The sequence below is a fragment of the Thermovenabulum sp. genome (genome assembly GCF_049701175.1).
Classification (GTDB): domain Bacteria; phylum Bacillota; class Thermosediminibacteria; order Thermosediminibacterales; family Thermosediminibacteraceae; genus Thermovenabulum.
This window is the reverse complement of record NZ_JBNATW010000031.1, coordinates 1-18,887: the sequence shown is the minus strand read 5'-3', so window position 1 is coordinate 18,887 and position 18,887 is coordinate 1. Positions and strand designations below refer to the sequence as shown.

Annotated in this window: 16 protein-coding genes and 1 riboswitch; all 16 genes read right to left on the bottom strand. The window is 37.1% G+C overall.

Annotation, left to right across the window (positions count from 1 at the left end; genetic code table 11):
* Positions 1 to 111: 111 nt before the first annotated feature.
* The 16 genes from ACPLVF_RS10065 to ACPLVF_RS09990 all read right to left on the bottom strand — a co-directional run bounded on the left by ACPLVF_RS10065 (position 112) and on the right by ACPLVF_RS09990 (position 18,632).
* On the bottom strand, positions 112 to 1,071 hold the full coding sequence (locus tag ACPLVF_RS10065; RefSeq protein WP_424907708.1) for a cation diffusion facilitator family transporter: 960 nt from the start codon (positions 1,069 to 1,071) through the stop codon (positions 112 to 114).
* Between the two features lie 52 nt (positions 1,072 to 1,123).
* Positions 1,124 to 1,195, bottom strand: a riboswitch (NiCo riboswitch).
* Between the two features lie 47 nt (positions 1,196 to 1,242).
* Complete coding sequence (locus tag ACPLVF_RS10060) at positions 1,243 to 2,349, bottom strand: saccharopine dehydrogenase NADP-binding domain-containing protein (protein ID WP_424907707.1); 1,107 nt, start codon at positions 2,347 to 2,349, stop codon at positions 1,243 to 1,245.
* A 12-nt stretch (positions 2,350 to 2,361) separates the two neighbouring features.
* On the bottom strand, positions 2,362 to 3,264 hold the full coding sequence (locus tag ACPLVF_RS10055; RefSeq protein ID WP_424907706.1) for a quinate 5-dehydrogenase: 903 nt from the start codon (positions 3,262 to 3,264) through the stop codon (positions 2,362 to 2,364).
* Between the two features lie 4 nt (positions 3,265 to 3,268).
* Positions 3,269 to 3,796 (bottom strand): helix-turn-helix domain-containing protein, encoded by a 528-nt coding sequence (locus ACPLVF_RS10050; protein WP_424907705.1) that lies wholly within the window; start codon positions 3,794 to 3,796, stop codon positions 3,269 to 3,271.
* Positions 3,797 to 3,886: 90 nt separating this feature from the next.
* Complete coding sequence (locus tag ACPLVF_RS10045) at positions 3,887 to 4,849, bottom strand: hypothetical protein (protein WP_424907704.1); 963 nt, start codon at positions 4,847 to 4,849, stop codon at positions 3,887 to 3,889.
* Positions 4,850 to 4,866: 17 nt separating this feature from the next.
* The gene (gene dusB, locus ACPLVF_RS10040; RefSeq protein WP_424907703.1) at positions 4,867 to 5,847 is read right to left on the bottom strand and encodes a tRNA dihydrouridine synthase DusB; all 981 of its coding nucleotides are present in this window, start codon (positions 5,845 to 5,847) and stop codon (positions 4,867 to 4,869) included.
* Entirely contained in the window at positions 5,828 to 6,598 is a 771-nt protein-coding gene (locus ACPLVF_RS10035; RefSeq protein WP_424907702.1) for a type III pantothenate kinase, read from the bottom strand. Before ACPLVF_RS10035 ends, dusB begins: the two co-directional genes overlap by 20 nt.
* A 4-nt stretch (positions 6,599 to 6,602) precedes the next feature.
* A complete protein-coding gene (locus ACPLVF_RS10030) occupies positions 6,603 to 7,109 on the bottom strand; it encodes an ECF transporter S component (protein ID WP_424907701.1) in 507 nt (168 codons plus the stop codon).
* 105 nt (positions 7,110 to 7,214) lie between these two features.
* A complete protein-coding gene (locus ACPLVF_RS10025; protein WP_424907700.1) occupies positions 7,215 to 7,523 on the bottom strand; it encodes an ArsR/SmtB family transcription factor in 309 nt (102 codons plus the stop codon).
* Positions 7,520 to 8,899, bottom strand: coding sequence for a radical SAM protein (locus ACPLVF_RS10020; RefSeq protein ID WP_424907699.1), 1,380 nt, complete (start codon positions 8,897 to 8,899; stop codon positions 7,520 to 7,522). Before ACPLVF_RS10020 ends, ACPLVF_RS10025 begins: the two co-directional genes overlap by 4 nt.
* 181 nt (positions 8,900 to 9,080) lie before the next feature.
* Positions 9,081 to 11,726, bottom strand: coding sequence for a pyruvate, phosphate dikinase (gene ppdK, locus ACPLVF_RS10015; RefSeq protein ID WP_424907698.1), 2,646 nt, complete (start codon positions 11,724 to 11,726; stop codon positions 9,081 to 9,083).
* Positions 11,727 to 11,854: 128 nt separating this feature from the next.
* Positions 11,855 to 12,310: a DMT family transporter gene (locus ACPLVF_RS10010; protein ID WP_424907697.1), complete on the bottom strand. Its 456-nt coding sequence runs from the start codon at positions 12,308 to 12,310 to the stop codon at positions 11,855 to 11,857.
* Positions 12,311 to 12,457: 147 nt separating this feature from the next.
* Complete coding sequence (ftsH, locus tag ACPLVF_RS10005) at positions 12,458 to 14,257, bottom strand: ATP-dependent zinc metalloprotease FtsH (protein WP_424907696.1); 1,800 nt, start codon at positions 14,255 to 14,257, stop codon at positions 12,458 to 12,460.
* A 71-nt stretch (positions 14,258 to 14,328) separates the two neighbouring features.
* On the bottom strand, positions 14,329 to 14,874 hold the full coding sequence (gene hpt / locus ACPLVF_RS10000; RefSeq protein WP_424907695.1) for a hypoxanthine phosphoribosyltransferase: 546 nt from the start codon (positions 14,872 to 14,874) through the stop codon (positions 14,329 to 14,331).
* Positions 14,875 to 14,891: 17 nt separating this feature from the next.
* Positions 14,892 to 16,274, bottom strand: coding sequence for a tRNA lysidine(34) synthetase TilS (tilS, locus tag ACPLVF_RS09995; RefSeq protein ID WP_424907694.1), 1,383 nt, complete (start codon positions 16,272 to 16,274; stop codon positions 14,892 to 14,894).
* A 48-nt stretch (positions 16,275 to 16,322) separates the two neighbouring features.
* Entirely contained in the window at positions 16,323 to 18,632 is a 2,310-nt protein-coding gene (locus ACPLVF_RS09990) for a SpoIIE family protein phosphatase (RefSeq protein ID WP_424907693.1), read from the bottom strand.
* Positions 18,633 to 18,887: the final 255 nt, after the last annotated feature.

Here is an 18,887-nt window from a genome sequence, read left to right as displayed (position 1 = left end):
TTATTTTTATTCCGCCTAAAAAGGCTTAAAGACTCCCGGCAGGCGGTACTTCTTTAAGCCTTATATAAATTTTTCTAATATATATTTTAATACAAATTTTCCCTATTAGTATCAATTTTTATCAGAAAGCGAAGGTTCTACATGCACCGTAGCCCTACAGTGAATTTTTTCTTCAATTAGTTTTTCTATTTTTTCTGATAAATCATGTGCCTCGTGAAAACTCAATTCATTATTCATAACAACATGGAGGGATATCTCTTTATATGCACCGTAGTCGTGAACAAAAATCTTATGAACATCAACCACATCTGGATGCGATAGGGCAGTTTCTTCAACTTCCTTAACCACTTCCTCCTCTGCTATTTCACCTATCAACTTAGAGCAAGCAGCAAAGGCCATAGATACTCCTGTATAAACTATCAAAAGAGATACCAGAAATCCGAATACGGCATCTACTCGATAATACCCGTATTTGGAGCTAATTATAGCTATGGCCACCATTACCGAAGCAATGGCATCGGTTCTGTGATGCCATGCATCTGCGATTAAAGCCTGAGCCGATATCCTGTTGCCGAGTTCTATGGAAAATCTGCTCATCCACTCCTTAATTATTGCTGAAATTATCATAAATAATGCAGCAAGTGTACTTCCCACTACCTTTTCGTTTGCTACAAATCTTTCGTAAGAGGATTTTCCGAATTCAAATCCTACAAAAATAAGCATTAAAGCTATTAATAAGGATGCCAAAAACTCAATCCTTCCGTGCCCGTAAGGGTGTTTTTCATCTGGCGGTACTGCAGAAAATTTAAAACCCAAAAGCACCACAACAGATGTTAAGACATCGGAAGCCGTATGGACACCATCGGCAATCAGAGAAATGCTGTTTAAAACAAAACCCAAAATAATTTTTGTTATTGCAAGGAAGAAATTACCTATTATGCTGACCCAACTCTCTAAATAGGCTATTTTCCTCCTTTCATGGGGTTTAGTAAATTTTTGCTGGTGTGGATCTAACTTTAATATCTTTAAAATTAACAAATTAGTGCTGTTTTTTATAAGCCTTTCAAACAATTAAATCCCCTCTCTCAATAAATATTTACCATATAAAAAAGACCTGCAGGAGGTGAGTCCCGCAAGTCTTTAACTTGCTGCGCTAAAATAGCGCCCGGCTTTTCGCCTGTTCTCGTTGATTATTATTTTAACAGCGGACAAAAAAACTGTCAACGATATAATAATTTTCAGTTAACAATGATTATCATTATTAATTATTTTTTCGTTTTTTAATTTTTCTTCGGCATTCTTTTTTATCCTTTCTATCTGTTTTTTAGTAACAGGTCTTTCAAAGCTTCTAAAACCTGCCAACTTAAACCCATGTTTTTTAGCAAGTCTTGATATCTCTTCCACCTGTTCTACCGTTAAATCCCTTCCTAAGGTAAAATTTTCATACCTTTTTTCAAGAGCCAATATCATTGTTTCCGCCATGCACGCATAGGCTGTTTTGGGTTCAAAACCAAAATTAAAATTAAAGTTAACATCTCCCGGAACTTCTACAACCCCACCTTCAATTATCAATACATCATCTCTCTTTTCCGCTACTTCTTTAGATACGTCTCTTGGTCTTGCTACATCGCACACTACCGCTCCCGGTTTTAAATCCTCCGGCTCTATGATGGTGTCAACGCTGCTTGTAACGGTAATAACCACATCTGCTTTTTTGAGGGCGCTTTTTACATTGGAAGTAACTCGCACCGAAAGCCCCGTTTCCCTTAAAATCTTTTCCGCTATAGCCTCTAATTTTTCTAATTTTTTACCTACTAAGGTAAGGTATTTTACTTCTTTTGCCAGAATTTCCGAACAGACCTTGCCAATTGATCCTGTTGCACCAATTACCACAACTTCCGCATTTTTTATATCCTTTCCCATTATTTTTGCAGCTTCTTTAGCTCCCTCAATAGCAGTAGCAACGGTATAACTGTTACCCGTTGTCACGGCAATGTTTAAATTTTTTGCTATGGTTATTCCCGCATCTCCAACCACGGAAGTAAAAGCGCCAAGGCCTACAATTTTTGCTCCCAATTTCTCTGCAAGTTTTCCAGCTTTAATAATTTTATTTAAGACAAAAGCTTCGGGTAGCTGCATCATCTGTCGAGTGGTCAAAGGACATGCAACAAACCAACCCTCAATTTCATTGTAGTCGGATTTCACTCCGGTTATATGAGAAACCTTCATAGGAGGCATTAATTTTAAAAGCCCTTCTACAAAGCCTTCCGGCCAATTCTTCATGAATTTAAATTTCCTGGAAACATCGTCAATATCTATGGGGTGAATGATAAATGCAAAATTATCCATACAAACACTCCTTTAATTCAATATTTCTATACGTGGTAAAAATCCTATCTTTTCTAAGAGCTGTTCGTAATCAGCAGGAGTAATTTCTTCAAGTCTTTTCCCGGAAAGGGACACCAATACCGCTTCCATTACATTGGTGCCGAAAGACCTACCCTGTATTTCCGGGGTAGTGGTCACGAGCATTTTTAATCCACTATCCTTAAGAGTCATTACATCTTCTTGGGTCACAGTATTCGTTATTATGGTCTTACCAAAAAGCTCAGGAGGCATATATCTTTTTATGTAAATAAAATCACCAGCTATTATCTCAGCATCATCAAAAAACTTTTTGTATTTTACTTGATTGCTCTCCTGTTTTTTCCCTGTAGGGTAAAGCATTTCAAAGGGAAGCCTTGAAAGAATGGGCATCAAAATTCGGCTTAAAATATCTATGGTTTTAAGGGAATGCAAAGGTATAGGGATTCCGAGAGCAAAAATCAAATCTCCAAAGGTCATCTTAGCACCCTTTTCGACCATAGCTTGCGCCATCCCAAACCTGTCCGTTGCCGCTACAAGAAGCACTTTTTTGCCCTTAAAATCTATAATTTTATTTTCCTGCAGATAATTTATTACCCTACGTTCCAAGGTGTTTTTTAATCCCGAACCGTCCACCACTGGCGAAATTTTTGCAGCTTTTGCGAGCTCTACAGCGTCTTTTATAATATATCTTCTATTGCCTGCCCAAAGGTAAAGGTCTATCCCTCCAAGGCCAAAAGCGCTTACCTTCCCATCTAATTCTTTTATTAATTCAATTGCCTTTTTCTTATCCCCATCGGTACCAATTCTTTCAATTATAAAATCTTCTCCTAAGATTTTTACCTGGGCCCTGTGGTTTCTTTTTGATGATCCGAGGCTTACGCTTACAACATGTTTCACTTTCTTATACCTCCTTCAAACTTCTTATTAAAGCCTTCAACTCCTCTTTGTCAACATGCACATCTTCTTTCATGGGAGATTTTCCTATTTCTACAGCTATTACCTCATTGTCTAATAGTGCCCTGAAAAGACGTATCCTTTGATCAGATCCTAATATTATCACTGCATCCAGGTTCCTAACCTTTGAAATAATTTCCATGATTTCATTTAAAAGTTCTATACCGCTTTTGCTATAGACAAATTCCCATCTTTCTTTGTCGTTCATTAAAAATATAAAATCTACCCCTTCTTCCCTTGCCATTTCCTTCAATTCTTCCACATTCTTTATGGGAAAACCAACCAGCCCTATAGTCCTCCCTTTGCGCAGTTCGCCAAGGCTTTCAATGCGAGAAATAAAAGATCTGTCAATTCCCATTTTTTTAGCTACTTCTGCTTGAGAAAGTCCCGATTGCCTTGCAAGAAGAATATCCTCAATAGCTTTTATAATTTTGTTTTTACTTATCAGCTTTTCCCCTATTCTGATCAGGTCCAAAGATTTCACCTCTTTGTGCACATTTTTGTGCTCAATTCTATTTTATATTATAAGCTTTATAAAATCAATAAAAAAACCGGCAAAAGCCGGTTAATCCCATGGAGTTATAGGAAATCTATTTAAAATCCTTTTTAATTTTTCCATCTCTTCATAGGTATCATCATGTTTCATGCCCTTTTTCAAACCCTGCAGTGCCCTATACTCTCTATTGGTAGAAATCTCCATGTCCTGAGCCAAACGGGATATGGTTTTTGTTCTTGCTCGTTCCAGTGAATCAAAAAAGTTCTCTCCTGCTTTTAAATTTTTTATTATCTCTTCATTAAGATAGGTTGAAGCAAGGTAGGTTAAAGGGTTGCCGCAAATTCCGCTGTCTGTTATTCCAAAAAATTCTGGGAGCCTGTGAGCCATACCTATTTCAATAGACCATTTCAGCTCCTGGGTTTCCCTCTGCATAGCATTTCTTAAGGTCTTTGCGGTACAAAGACCGTAATTTTTAAGCGATCTTATTATCCCATGCTCTATGGTGTGTGCTTTTTCAGCTTCCACAAGCCCTTTTAAGTCTGCAGTTATTGAAACCCTTTTTCCGCTTTCATAGTCAAATCCGTATATAGTAATATTGATAGATTTTCTATCACTTCCAAAAGTGGTGTATCCACCTTGCGGTTGCCACCCTGCTCCACAAATTACTGGGAAGCCTTCACTTCTCAATTTATAAAAATTCAGCCTTTCAACCCCTTTAGCAACTATGCCTTCACTGGTTAAATCAAAACCTTTTGCCCTGCCTCTTTCCTGCCCTATTATTTTTACTAATAAACCGTATTTTTTTTGCCCAGCTATCACTTCTTTTGCCCATATGTCTTCAATTACAGCAATTATACCGACAGGGTAAAAGGTATCATCATCCTTTGAAAAAGGAAATAAAAACACCTCCCCACCCTTGCCGGCTAAGGTAATCATTTTAGAAAAATAAGGATCTATGAAAAAACCTGTCAAAACTCCTCCTCTTGGTCTTGGCAGAACGCCATTTATGACAGGAAGAGCAAAAATATCCATTTTTTACCCCCTGAACCTTAGGTTTCTTCTTGTTCCCTTTCTCTTAAAAAGTCAAAGTAGTTGTTAAGTTCCTTTTCAATATCCTCTCTGTCTTTTAATTGCAATATTTTTGCTTTTACCTTTGCTGAATTGTATAAGCCCTTTAAATACCATGCAATATGTTTTTTCATTTCCATTATCCCTATTTTTTCTCCGTAAAACTCAACCGAGAGCCTCATATGCCAAAATATTACTTCCTTTTTTTCCAAAAGAGATGGAGGTAAAGGTTTTTCACCATTAGTAAGATAGTGCTTTATACTTTTGAAAATCCAGGGGGTGCCTAAAGCACCCCTCCCTATCATTATGCCATCACATTCAGTTTGTTCAATCATTTTTTTCGCATCTTCAGGTGAAAATATATCGCCATTTCCTATCACAGGTATTTTCACCGCTTCTTTTACCTTTTTTATAATATCCCAATCAGCTTTTCCACTGTAAAACTGTTCTCTTGTCCTTCCGTGTATAATAATTGCTGATGCCCCACTTTCCTCTGCCCTTTTAGAAAATTCTACAGCATTAACATTATTTTCATCCCAACCCTTTCTAATTTTTACTGTAATTGGCTTTTTTGTAGAGCTAACGCAAGATTTGATGATCGCAGAAGAAAGCTCTTCATTGAGCATTAGCGCACAACCATCGCCATTTTTAACTATTTTAGGCGTAGGGCATCCCATATTTATGTTAATAAAATCAAAAGGAAAACCTTCTAATTTTTCTATTGCTTCCTTAAAAACATAAGGGTCACTTCCAAAAAGCTGAACTCCTATGGGGTGTTCTTCTTCTGTAATCTTTAAAAGTCTATACGTTTTTTCATCCCCATAGTATAGCCCCTTTGAGCTAACCATTTCCGTAATAAGAATATCAGCTCCATAAAACTTGCATATTCTTCTAAAGGGTTGATCGGTAAAACCTGCCATAGGAGCCAAGTATAGCGGAACATTACTGCCTGTTCTTTTCATAAATTATCCTCAATCCTTCTAGAGTGAGCATGCTGTCTACCAAATCTATGGTTTTTGTCTCTGAAGCGATAAGTGGTGCAAGCCCACCCGTTGCAATAACTTTTACTCCTTCTGCCCCCATTTCCTCTTTCATCCGTTCTACAATATGATCTACAAGGCCTGCATATCCGTAAAATACACCTGCCTGTATGCTGGAAGTGGTATTCCTTCCTATTACCCTTTCGGGTTTTATAATCTCAATCCTGTGCAATTTTGCAGTTCGCTGAAAAAGGGCCTCAGCAGAAATACCTATGCCCGGAGCAATAGCACCACCCAAGTAATCAAAGTTTTCACTTATTGCATCAAAGGTGGTTGCAGTCCCGAAATCCACAACTATAACCGGGCCTTTGTATTTATGGTATGCTGCCACGGCATTAACTATTCTGTCAGCTCCGACTTCTCTCGGGTTTTCGTATTTTATGTTTATGCCTGTTTTTATTCCCGGCCCTACTATAAGGGGAACTACATTTAAATACTTTTCACACATCTTCTCAAAAATTGGCGTCAACGGCGGAACTACAGAAGAAATTACAGCACCATCGAATCCTCTTACGTTTATGTCAAATTCCCTCAATAAAGAAATTACCATTATACCGTATTCATCCTCGGTTTTTTCCCTGTCAGTAGATATTCGAAAATGTTCAATAAGTTTCTCTTTAATAAAAACCCCTAAAACAATATTTGTATTGCCTATATCCACCGTTAGAAGCACTATTTCACCTTCTTTTTCTGATTCCGCTGTATATCAGGGTGGTCACTACTACAGCTACTATTACTTCCGGCAATCCGTGGGTAAAGGCTATGCCTGCTGCTACCGGCAAAGTTAAATACCCTTTTGCTACTGCAAGTCCCAACACGCCAAAAGTATTTGTTAAGGTGCCAATGGCAGCAGATAAGGCCACACTTTTTGTAAGCCTGAAACTGTAATAAGCCAAAATGCCGATAAAAATCCTCGGCAATATAGCTATTACAGGATCTGCAAAAAGCGGTGACCCTGCCCTCAAAAAGCTGTGAAGGCCGAAAATAAAACCCACAAAAGCTCCTGCAATCGGTCCTTCCAGCAGCCCGCCCAGTATAGCCGGAACATGCATGATGGTTGCATGCCCTGCTGCTGTCGGTACGGGAATAAACCCTAAGGGTGTCATTCCAAGCACTATGGAAATTGCACCCAATATCCCCGACACAGCAAGAATACGGGCTTTGCTTTTCCCTGAATTATTCATTTTTCTCACCTCCGTTCAGGCTCCCGAAAAGGATGCCTGACAAATTTTCATTTCTATTTTATCATGTATAACAAAAAAAAATCAACCCGGTAAAAACCGGGCAGTTCATGCTCCTTCATAGGCTTCATTTCTTAATAAAATCATCATTTCTTCCAACTTTAACAAAAATTCCTTTATTGCTTCGCTTCTTAAACTGTAATAAACATATTTCCCTTCCTGACGGCTTTTAATAATCCCGCTGATTTTAAGCAATCTCAAATGGCCTGAAATATTCGATTGGGTTGCTCCCAATTCCTGAACAAGCTGGCTTACCGTTTTTTCTTTCTCTTTAAGGGCTTCAACTATCCTGAGCCTTGTTTTGTCGGATAGGCTTTCTAAAAACCTGAGTTTATATTCTGTAAGGCTTAGATTCAACTTTTAACCTCCCCTAATCCGATTTGTTTTTGGTCTCCATGGGTTTCATACCAAATTTTGTCTGCAAGCTCACCCCACTTTTGGGCATAGGGTTTTAGTTTCTCAGCAAACTCTGCAGCAGTCTCGTCAGCATGAAGTTGGGTGGAATAAGCTCCGCTTTCTTCTACAATTTCTTTCAGCATTTCGGGATTGTCAATCAACGGACACGGACGCCTCATGTTCATGTTAAAGGGCTGTCTCTTTTGATAAGCCTTCATAAGGGGAGAACCTAATGCCTCTTTAAGAGAAACGTTTTTAATATTGCATGTAGAGTAGTGGACAAAGGCACAGGGCTCAACTTCTCCTTGAGCGTTTATATGAAGGTATCTCCTACCGCCTGCAATGCATCCATTTGACGCCTCACCGTCATTCCAGAAATCCATGATAAATATGGGTTTTGTTTTTCTGTATTCCAATATCTTGTCGTACATATACGCCCTCTGCTCCGGGGTTGCCATCATTTCTAAATCTACATCTTTTCCAATAGGAATGTAAGTAAAGTACCACGCAAACGCTACACCTTTATCCACAAGCATGTCTACGAATTCTTCGCTTGCCAGTTCTTCTGTATTGTAGCGCGTATAGGTAACGGATACTCCGTATAAAAGCCCTGCTTTTCTCATCTTGTCCATTGCTTCCATCACCTTTTTGAATACACCTTTACCGCGTCTTCTATCCGTGGTCTCTTCAAATCCTTCAATACTGAAAGCTACGGTAATATTCCCTACCCTCTTCATCTCCTTTATTAAGTCGTCATCAATTAAAGTGCCGTTGGTGAAAAGGTGAAAGCCCATGGAGTTATGCTTTTCTGCCAATTTAATTATATCATCTTTTCTTAATAATGGCTCTCCTCCTGACATTATTATAAAATAAATTCCTAAATCCTCTGCTTCGGTTAAAATCCTGTCTAAAAGTTCAAAACTTAATTCTTCTTTTCTCTGATAATCTCCTGCCCAGCAGCCAATGCAGTTTAAATTGCATCTTTCGGTAGGGTCTATTAAAATTGCCCAGGGTACAGAATAACCAAGTTTTTTCGCATTCTCCATCTGTTTTTGAACCCCAAAGAAGTTGGCATTTAAAAAGAAATTTACTGCAAACTTTTCCTTCACATGAGGATCTATTTCAGTTAATAATCTTTCTGCTAATTTGTACCAGTTAGTGTCTTTATTCTGCAAGAATTTCTTTACATTGCATACATTTTTTTTGTGGTGTTCGGGCATTGGAAGTTTTTCTACCCATTCAATCATCTTCTCTATGTTGTTGACGGGCTCCTTTACTATAAATTTCAGGCCCTGTTCTAAGACCTTCTCCCCAATATAGGTTCTCGCTAAATCCATTTTAAACAACCCTCCTTGAAAATTCATTCCTTTACAATAATATTCTTCATATCTTCATATAATGATATGTTTGTTTATATTATATGCCTATAACCATAAATTGTCAATATTGTAACCATTTTATTCAAAAATAAAAAAACCGCGAAAAACCAGTTTTCGCGGTTATTTGTTCGTATTGCGGTTATTTTTTCATATTCTCCTTTAAAGCCGCCTGTGCAGCAGCGAGTCGCGCTACAGGCACTCTAAAGGGTGAACAGCTCACATAATCAAGCCCGATTTCATGACAAAACTCTATGGAATTGGGTTCTCCCCCATGTTCACCACAGATTCCGATTACAATATTTTTGTTTACTCTTCTTCCCAAATCCACAGCAGTCCTCATCAAACCTCCAACTCCTACCCTATCCAGCACAATAAACGGGTCTTCGCTCAAAATCTTTTGATTTATATAATGAGGCAAAAATTTGGCTTCAGCATCATCACGGCTTAATCCATAAGTTGTCTGAGTCAGATCATTTGTACCAAAGGAGAAAAACTCGGCATATTCGGCTAATTTGTCCGCTATAAGGCATGCCCTGGGAAGTTCAAGCATTGTCCCTATCTTGTAATCCACTTTTATTCCTTCCTCATCCATCACTTCCTTTGCAGTCTTTTGAATCATCTCTCCTAATACTTTAAGTTCATTTACATTGCTGACTAAAGGAATTTCCACTTCAGGATATACACTGATACCCTTTTTTGCTAATCTGCATGCTGCTTTAAATATTGCTTTTACCTGCATTTCGTATATTTCGGGATAAATAATTCCTAAACGGCATCCCCTTAGTCCAAGCATTGGGTTGAATTCCTTCAAAGCCTTTACCCTTTTTAAAATCTCTTGTTTCTTTTTTAGTAGTTCTTTTTCACCTTTTTGTTTTAATTCATTAATCTCTACTATCAACTCTTCTTCTTTTGGCAAAAATTCATGAAGGGGAGGGTCTAAAAGCCTGATCGTAACGGGAAGACCTTCCATTTCTTTGAAAATACCTTCAAAGTCTTCTTCCTGAAAACTTTGTATCTTAGATAATGCCTTTTCCCTCTCTTCACCAGTTTCAGCCATAATCATCTCCTGAACATAGGGGAGTCTTTCCTGAGCCATAAACATATGCTCTGTCCTGCAAAGGCCAATCCCTTCTGCACCAAAGCTTCTTGCAATTTCGGCATCCTTAGGTGTATCCGCATTAGCCCTAACCGATAATCTTCTTTTTTCATCAGCCCATTTTAGCAGTTCTTTAAACTCCTCTGAAAGAACAGGATCTATCATTTTAACCTTACCCAATATTACGTTTCCCGTAGAACCATCTATAGATATGATATCTCCTTTTTTTACAATAATGCTTCCTGCTTTAAATTCTTCATTAGAATAATCTACACTTATAGAGTCACAACCGCATACGCAGGGTTTTCCCATTCCTCTTGCAACAACTGCAGCATGACTTGTCATCCCACCGCGGCTCGTTAAAACTCCTTGAGCTGCTACTATTCCGTGAATGTCATCGGGGGTTGTTTCTACCCTAACAAGAATTACTTTTAATCCCTGCTGCCCCATTCTTTCTGCCTCATCGGGGTGGAATACAACTTGCCCCCATGCTGCACCAGGAGAAGCTGGCAACCCTTTTGCTATTATTTCTGCTTTTGCTTCAGGGTCAATTCTCCTATGCAGTAAAGAAGCTACTTGCTCCGGCGACACCCTCATAATTGCTTCCTCTTTTGTTATTAGCCCTTCCTTAACCATATCAACAGCTATTTTTACTGCAGCCTGTGCGGTCCTTTTTCCGCTTCTTGTCTGCAGCAAATAAAGCCTTCCTTTTTCTACTGTAAACTCTATATCCTGCATGTCTTTGTAATGTTTTTCCAGTAAATTACATACATCAACTAATTGTTTAAAAACATCGGGCATTAAATCCTTCAATTCTTCAATATTTTTCGGTGTCCTAATGCCTGCCACCACATCCTCGCCTTGAGCATTAAGCAGGAATTCTCCGTAAAGCTGCTTTTCGCCCGTGGATGGATTCCGCGTAAACGCAACACCCGTTCCTGAGTCGTTGCCCATATTTCCAAAAACCATAGACTGGATGTTTACAGCAGTACCCAAGTCATCGGGAATTTTATTAATTTTCCTATAAATAATTGCCCTTTGGTTGTTCCAAGAGCGAAATACGGCTTCAACTGCCATAATAAGCTGTTTTTTAGGATCCTGAGGAAATTGCTCCTTTGTTTCCTTTAAAATTAACTCTTTATAAAGCTTGACAACCTCTTCCCAGTCTTTATCATCCAATTCGGTATCAAATTCCACATCTTTTTTCTTTTTTATACTTTCAATTATGCCTTCAAATTTAGCGTGTTCTATGCCAAGCACCACTTCTGAAAACATTTGAATAAACCTTCTATAACAGTCAAAAGCAAATCTTCTATCCCCCGTTGCCTCGTAAAGCCCTTCGACGGATTCATCATTTAACCCTAAATTAAGGATTGTATCCATCATTCCGGGCATAGAGACGGGTGCTCCTGACCTTACGGAAACGAGTAAGGGGTTTTTCTTAGCCCCCAGTTTTTTCCCTGTGGCATTCTCAAGCTCATTTAAATGCTCAAAAATTTCGTCAAGCAAATCTTGGGATATCTTTTCTCCCTCTTTGAAATACCTGCTACAAGCTTCTGTAGTAACAGTAAATCCCGGGGGTACTGGAAGCCCAATGCGCATCATTTCTGCTAAATTTGCGCCCTTGCCTCCGAGCAGGTTTCTCATTTCGGCGCTTCCTTCTTTAAAATTATAAACAAACTTTTTCACACCATTATCCCCCTTTAAGATAAATTATTTAAGATTGTAATATTTTTTTTAGCATTAATTTGTCATTTATTATATCATATTTTTTATTTGTTGTATATTATTCCTTTATTTTGTTATAATGTGATATATTATTTATTCAACAAAAGCTTGGCTCCAATTGCCAAAAAGATCAGGCCTATAAATTTAATCCATGTAAAGGGAGTTTTTTCAAGGCTGAAAAGTCCTAAGTGGTCGATGAGGCACGCTGTTAAAACCTGCCCTACAATTATGGATGTAGTTGCTATACCTGCCCCCAATTTTTGAATACTTATAATAACTAAATAAGTAATTAATACACCTAATAGTCCACCTAAAAAGTAGTGCCATGGAATACCTCCAATATTTTTAAAATTTGCTTTATCTATCCCAAATAGGAGGACAAGTAGCATTATAATGACTGCACTCAAATGTACAAAAAAAGTAGAGCCGGCCGTCCCAATAAATTTCCCTAAGCCTGTGTTCATTCCACCCTGAACAGCCATTAAAGCTCCGGAAATCATGGCAAAAATTATAAAAAAATATACTGGCAGATTAAAGTTTAGCAAATCGCCACTCCCCTTTATTAACTAATTTTCTATGCTTTAGTGCTTTCACTTTTTTTAATATCTTAATTAAAGATGGATTTTATTCATTAATAAAATTAATAAAACTTAAAAAAACGTAAAAAAAAAACTGCCTTTTCGGCAGTTTTTCTATGCACTTGCAAAAAGCTCTAAAAACTCCTCTTCCGTAAGTTTTTCCCTTTCAAGAAGGGCTTCCGCAACCTTATGAAGTTTATTGATGTTTTCAGCAAGGAGGGACTTTGCTTTATCGTAACAGCGTTCTATAATGTTCCTAACTTCTCTATCGATTTCTGCCGCCACTTCTTCGCTGTAATTTCGGCCCCTGGCTAAGTCCCTGCCTAAAAACACTTCTTCGTGCTTATTTCCAAGAGTCATTGGCCCTAAGTTTTCGCTCATTCCGTATTCCATAACCATTCTTCTTGCAATTTCTGTTGCTCTTTCTATATCGTTCTGTGCACCAGTGCTTACTTCATTGAGCACCAATTCTTCAGACGCTCTCCCCCCTAAGAGGTGGGTCACCTGTTCCAAAAGCTCTGTCTTACCCATAAAAAACCTATCTTCTCTTGGCAGAATAAGGGTATATCCCCCTGCTCTCCCGCGGGGAATAATAGATACTTCATGAACTGGATCCACTGTTGGTAAAAGGTGAGCTACAACTGCATGACCCGCTTCATGGTATGCCACAAGTCTTCTTTCTTTTTCTGTCATAATCCTTGCTTTTTTTTCAGGCCCTGCAATAACTTTGGTTATTGCTTCTTCTAACTCTTCCATTCCTATTTTCTTTTTGTTTCTCCTAACTGCAAGTAGTGCAGCTTCATTTAATAGATTTTCCAAATCCGCCCCAGTAAACCCAGGCGTCCTTCTTGCTAAAATGCTCAAGTCCACATTGTCTTCAAGAGGCTTATTCCTGGCATGAACCTTCAATATTTCTTCTCTTCCTTTAATATCAGGTATATCAACAACTATCTGTCTGTCAAACCTACCTGGCCTTAAAAGGGCAGGGTCTAAAATATCTGGCCTGTTAGTCGCAGCTATAATTATAATACCCTCGTTTATTGTAAAACCATCCATTTCTACCAGCAATTGGTTTAAAGTCTGCTCCCTTTCATCATGTCCTCCGCCAAGCCCTGCACCCCTTTGTCTACCTACAGCATCTATTTCGTCAATAAAAACAATACAAGGCGCATTTTTTTTGGCCTGTTCGAAAAGATCCCTAACCCTTGCAGCACCAACTCCTACAAACATCTCTACAAAGTCTGAACCGCTTATGCTGAAAAAGGGCACTCCCGCCTCTCCAGCAACCGCACGGGCAAGTAAAGTCTTACCGGTACCGGGTGGGCCTACAAGCAAAACCCCTTTTGGTATTCTTGCCCCCATTTCAATAAATTTTTTAGGGTGCTTTAAAAATTCTACTACTTCCTGCAGTTCTTCCTTTACCTCATCTACTCCTGCCACATCCTTAAAGGTTACCCTTTTTTTGTCGTCATTGACAAGTCGAGCTCGGCTTTTTCCAAAAGTCATTACCCGGCTTCCTCCACCCTGCCCCTGCTGCATAATAAAAAACCAAGCTCCGATAAATAAAAGCGCCATTAAAATTGAAGGCAGGATTTGAGACCACCAGGGCGTCGTAGGAATCGGCTGAGCGTTTAATATAAGTTCTCCTTTATCTACTTTAGGCTGCACCCGAGAAAGGAATATGGTTTTATCGGGTACATAGCTGGTAAATTTTCTGCCGTCTTTTAATACCCCTTCAATACTGCTGTCCGTCATTTTTATCTCTTGGACCTGGTTCTTATCTATAAGGCGGATGAGGTCGGTATAGCCTATACGGACCTCACTTAAATCTTTGCTGGAATACCATTGCACCAGCGATAATATCAAAATAAATATCAGCAAATAGAAGCTGATATTCCTAAAGAAGTTGTTCAAAAAAGTTCCTCCCTTCTTGGGCAATCCAATTGTTATTTTACCATAAATTAAAATAATCTACAATTGTGTTTTCATTTAGCGTTTATCGCTTCGGGCTTTAAAACCCCAATGAAAGGAAGATTCCTATACTTTTCATTATAATCAAGGCCATATCCTACAACAAAATAATCGGGTATTTCAAAACCAACATAGTCAACCTTTATGTCAATTTTGCGCCTTGAAGGCTTGTCAAGCAGTGTACATATTTTTATATCTGCAGGTTTTCGTGATTTCAATAGGTTATAAAGGTAACTTAAAGTAAGACCTGAATCGATAATGTCTTCAACTATTAAAATATTTTTTCCTTGGATATTTTGCTCTAAATCCTTTAAAATCCTTACTACACCCGATGATTCTGTAGACGCTCCATAGCTTGAAACCGCCATAAAGTCAATTTCTAATGGCAAATCTATGTGCCTTACCAGGTCAGCGATAAATAGAACAGCTCCTTTTAGAACACCTACAAGTAAAATGTTATCTACACCTTTGTAATCTTCCGTTATCCTTTTACCCAATTCCTTTAATTTTGCTTTTATCTCTTCCTCCGATATTAATATTTCTTTGATGTCTTCTATCACATCTACTCCCCCTGAAATTAATGTTGATGTATCTTTAATATTAAAATTTTTTTCGTGTATTCATCAACTTTAAATCTATCATCTAATCTCAGCCCTCCAACCCATACTATCCTGCCCTCATTCTCGAAAATTGGTATTAAATTCCTTTCAAAGGAGGGTATTTTTTCATCAACAAAAAAATCTTGGAGTTTTTTGGAAAATTTTAAACCGAAGGGATAAAATCTATCTCCAGGCTTACGATTTCTGACAATCAAATTTCCTTTTATTTTACCATAATCGACATATACCTTCAAGGGTGTTGTTTCGGGTTTGAATTCTAATGTTTTATCAACAACTTCTGCGGTAATATTCATGCCTAACTCTTCAATAAAAAGGGTACCGGGTATATTTAACACATAGTAAAAATCTTTTATTTGATCTTCAAAATACAAATAAAAATATTTGTAGCCCTTTTCTCCTCGAATCCCTTTAGGAAGTTCTATTACCTTGCCGGGGGCTTTTTGTTGAATAAATTCATCTAAGGCCTGTATATGCTTTAATTCGATATCCTTTATATCTCCTGAAAGCTCTTCTAATGCTTTCCTTAATATCCGGTATTTTGCCCCTAAAGGCTGTTCGCTGTAATTATTCATATCTAATTTAATATATTTTTTTTCCTTAGTAACAACAGAAGGGTATATTCTTTCAATAAACCCTTCGATTAGTGAAACATCCAAAGCAACAATCTCCGAAAGCCTTTTTATTGAGTCACTGAAGTGAGGGCAAAAATTTTGTTTAATATAAGGGATTAAATCAAGCCTAATCTTGTTTCTGTAATATTCTGTTTTAAGATTTGTGCTGTCTATTCTATAAGGAATTTTATTTTCCTTTAAATAATTTTCGATCTCTCTCCTTTCTAATTCTATCAAAGGCCTTATTATACATCCTCTTTTAGGTTCAATCCCTATTAGTCCCTCAGTCCCCGTGCCTCTAAAAATATTCATTAAAACAGTTTCTTCATGATCATTCTTGTTATGCCCTACCGCTATTTTATCTGCATTCAATTCTTTTTTTAGCTCAAAGAAAAAATCATACCTTACCCGCCTTGCGGCATCTTCAGGTGACAGACCAGTTTTCTCTATAAATTCCGGTACATTTACTTTTTTTGAAAAAAATCTTATTCCCAATTTTTCTGAGAAGGCTTTTGCAAATTCTTCATCCTCATCCGATTCTTTTCCCCTAAAAGAATGGTTTAAATGTGCAGCAATTATTTCAATATCATATATTTCTCTAATAGAATACAGCAAGTTCAAAAGGCAAACAGAATCAGGGCCTCCTGAAAGGCCCACGATTATTCTATCTTTTAATTTTATCATGTCATACTTTTTTATTGTCTCTAAAAATTTTTGTTTAATGTCCATGATATTAATTCCCTCTAAAATCAAAATTCTTTACAAATAAAAATATTATCAATTTTTCCTTTCCCATACAAGCCCTACTAATACTGCCATATCATCTCTTTTTTCCTCACAACCTTCTAAAACCTTTTTCAAAATTTTCTCTGCAAATTCCTGTGGGTTATTGGTTTTAATGTTTTCTATTATTTTGATAAATTTTTCTTCTTTATCACCGTTGCCCTTTATTGAATCAATAACCCCATCGGTCACCAAAATAACCATATCCTGTGGCATCAATTTTTTCTTAATCCTAAAAGGGCTTATACCGTCAACAACACCAATGGGAAGGGCACTGCCTTTTATCACCTCTACTTTATCCTTTCTTTTTATAAAACTTGCCACAGCTCCTGCTTTAATAAACTCTGTTATTCCTGTAAACAAATCAATAAAAGCAAGATCCAATGTGCTGAAGCTTTCTGTACCAGCACCATACACCTGCATAGCTCTATTTAATATCGGCAGGGCCTGTTCTATACTGTAACCCGCTTCCAAAATGTTTTCTAATACAATAAGGGTTTTTTCGCTGTGGTTTTTGGCTTTTTCCCCAACTCCCATACCATCACTTAATGCAAGATAGTACTTCCCACTTTTTGATTCAAAAAAAGAAGAACTATCTCCAGAAAAAGAAGCTCCTTCTTTGGGTAAATTAACATAACCTACAGCTACTGAAAGGATGCTTTGAGGAACAACTTTAATCCTGCATTTTTCTCCTCCGCTATTTAAAGGGCAATCAACCTTTAAAACCTTTGCACCTTTGATGAAATTTCTTTCGAAAAATGGTCGTATGCTAACTTCACAAGGCCTCTCACCCACACACGGCCTTTTAATAATGAAACAATCGTGTCCTTCATTAGTATCCGTTATAAAAATATTCTCTACTTTTACCCCTTGTTCCAGTAAACCTTTTTTCAATTCCTCTGCATATATATTTTCATCCAAAGCGTTTTCGGATAGCATCCTGATAGCATCAGAAAAATATTTTACCTTTTCAAAGGCAGTATTTAAAGTATCATTTACCATCAAATCGAGGATATTTTTTAATTCACTTTTTTCCTTTTCCGTTTTTACGATTTTATATATATCTTCAAATTTCCCGCAGCGAGCTTTAAAAAGTCTTGGCAGTTCATTATACATAGAGTTTTCCTTCAATGTATAAAGCTTATATATATCGCTTATAGTGTATTTATAATCCCTCTCCCAGCAAGCTTTAGACAAAGCACAGCCGTTGCACACCCTGTTTTTAATTTTCATTAGGGATTCTTCTAAAGGGTTTAATTTACAGTCCATCATAGGAATTTTATAAATTTTGCCCATTTCTTCTACTGTGTTAGCAAGTTCAATCAATTGGTTTTTTACATTTTCTTTTAACAAAGAATAATCCATATCATCCTTTTCCTCTATAGAAATGACCCTTTCAATCCTTTTTATAAAAGAATCGGGAGTTAAAACTGTGATTATAAAAATCAAAATAATAGAAGGATAATTTAATAAATTCATGCTTTTGGGGCTGATATAATAATAGTATATAATATATCCGATCAAAAATCCTATAAAAACAGCTATTTTACCAAATTTTTTAAAGCTGCTCGCTAAACTCCCCGATATGCTGTAAAAAGAAATCGCCCAAGGTAGTACAGACGACGGATACGCAAGCAAACTTAAAAATACCCCGTAACTTAAAGCACCAGTACTACCTTGCATTAACGCAGAGAATATAATTATAATAGATATCACAAATGTTTTCGCTAAAATTCCAAAAAAGCTAATCTCTCCAAGAAGATCTAAAAGGGAACCAAAAATTATTGCTACGGTTATTATCTTCTCTACATTTTCACTACAGCCGTAGAAAAAAGACTTAAGGCCTTCGCTTAAAATTAGTGCAGTAATATATGACAACAGACTCTCTAATAATAGCATTATAAAGTCATAATAAGATGGGGGCATGTATATGAATGAAAATATCCCCCCAAAGATTATTGATATAAAACAAATTAAAGGCAATAGCCACTTTTTATTATATACCTCTTTTTGTAAAACTAAATAAAGTGCTGTAAAAATTATATAAGCGAAAAAGTACTTCAGTAATAAATTAAAATTTTTTACCCCTATTAAAGTCCCGATAAAAGCGGGAAATACAAGGAATATTTTATTCTTCTCCTTTGATACCATCGATGCCACAAAAGATATACCAAAAGGATAAATATTAAAAAAGGATGCATGTCCTATAAAAAAGCTTATAAAAAAAATCATTACTTCTTTTAGAGATATGCTATTTTTTCTGACTTCAGCTCTTTTTATCTGTAAGGCTTTTTTATTTATCATTTTCTCACCTACCCCTTTACACTTTGGTAGGTATAATTATAAATTTGTTCTGATATAAAAATTGTCGTATTACATTGTTTAATTTTTAAAATTTATTGACATTTTGTGTTATAAAAAAAAATAAAAGTCGCGTAAAACGACTTTTTTGCAAGGCTTTTTGTCAAAAATTTACTATACAATAAAAAATGGTGACCCTGAGGGGAGTCGAACCCCTGTTACCGCCTTGAAAGAGCGGTGTCTTAACCACTTGACCAC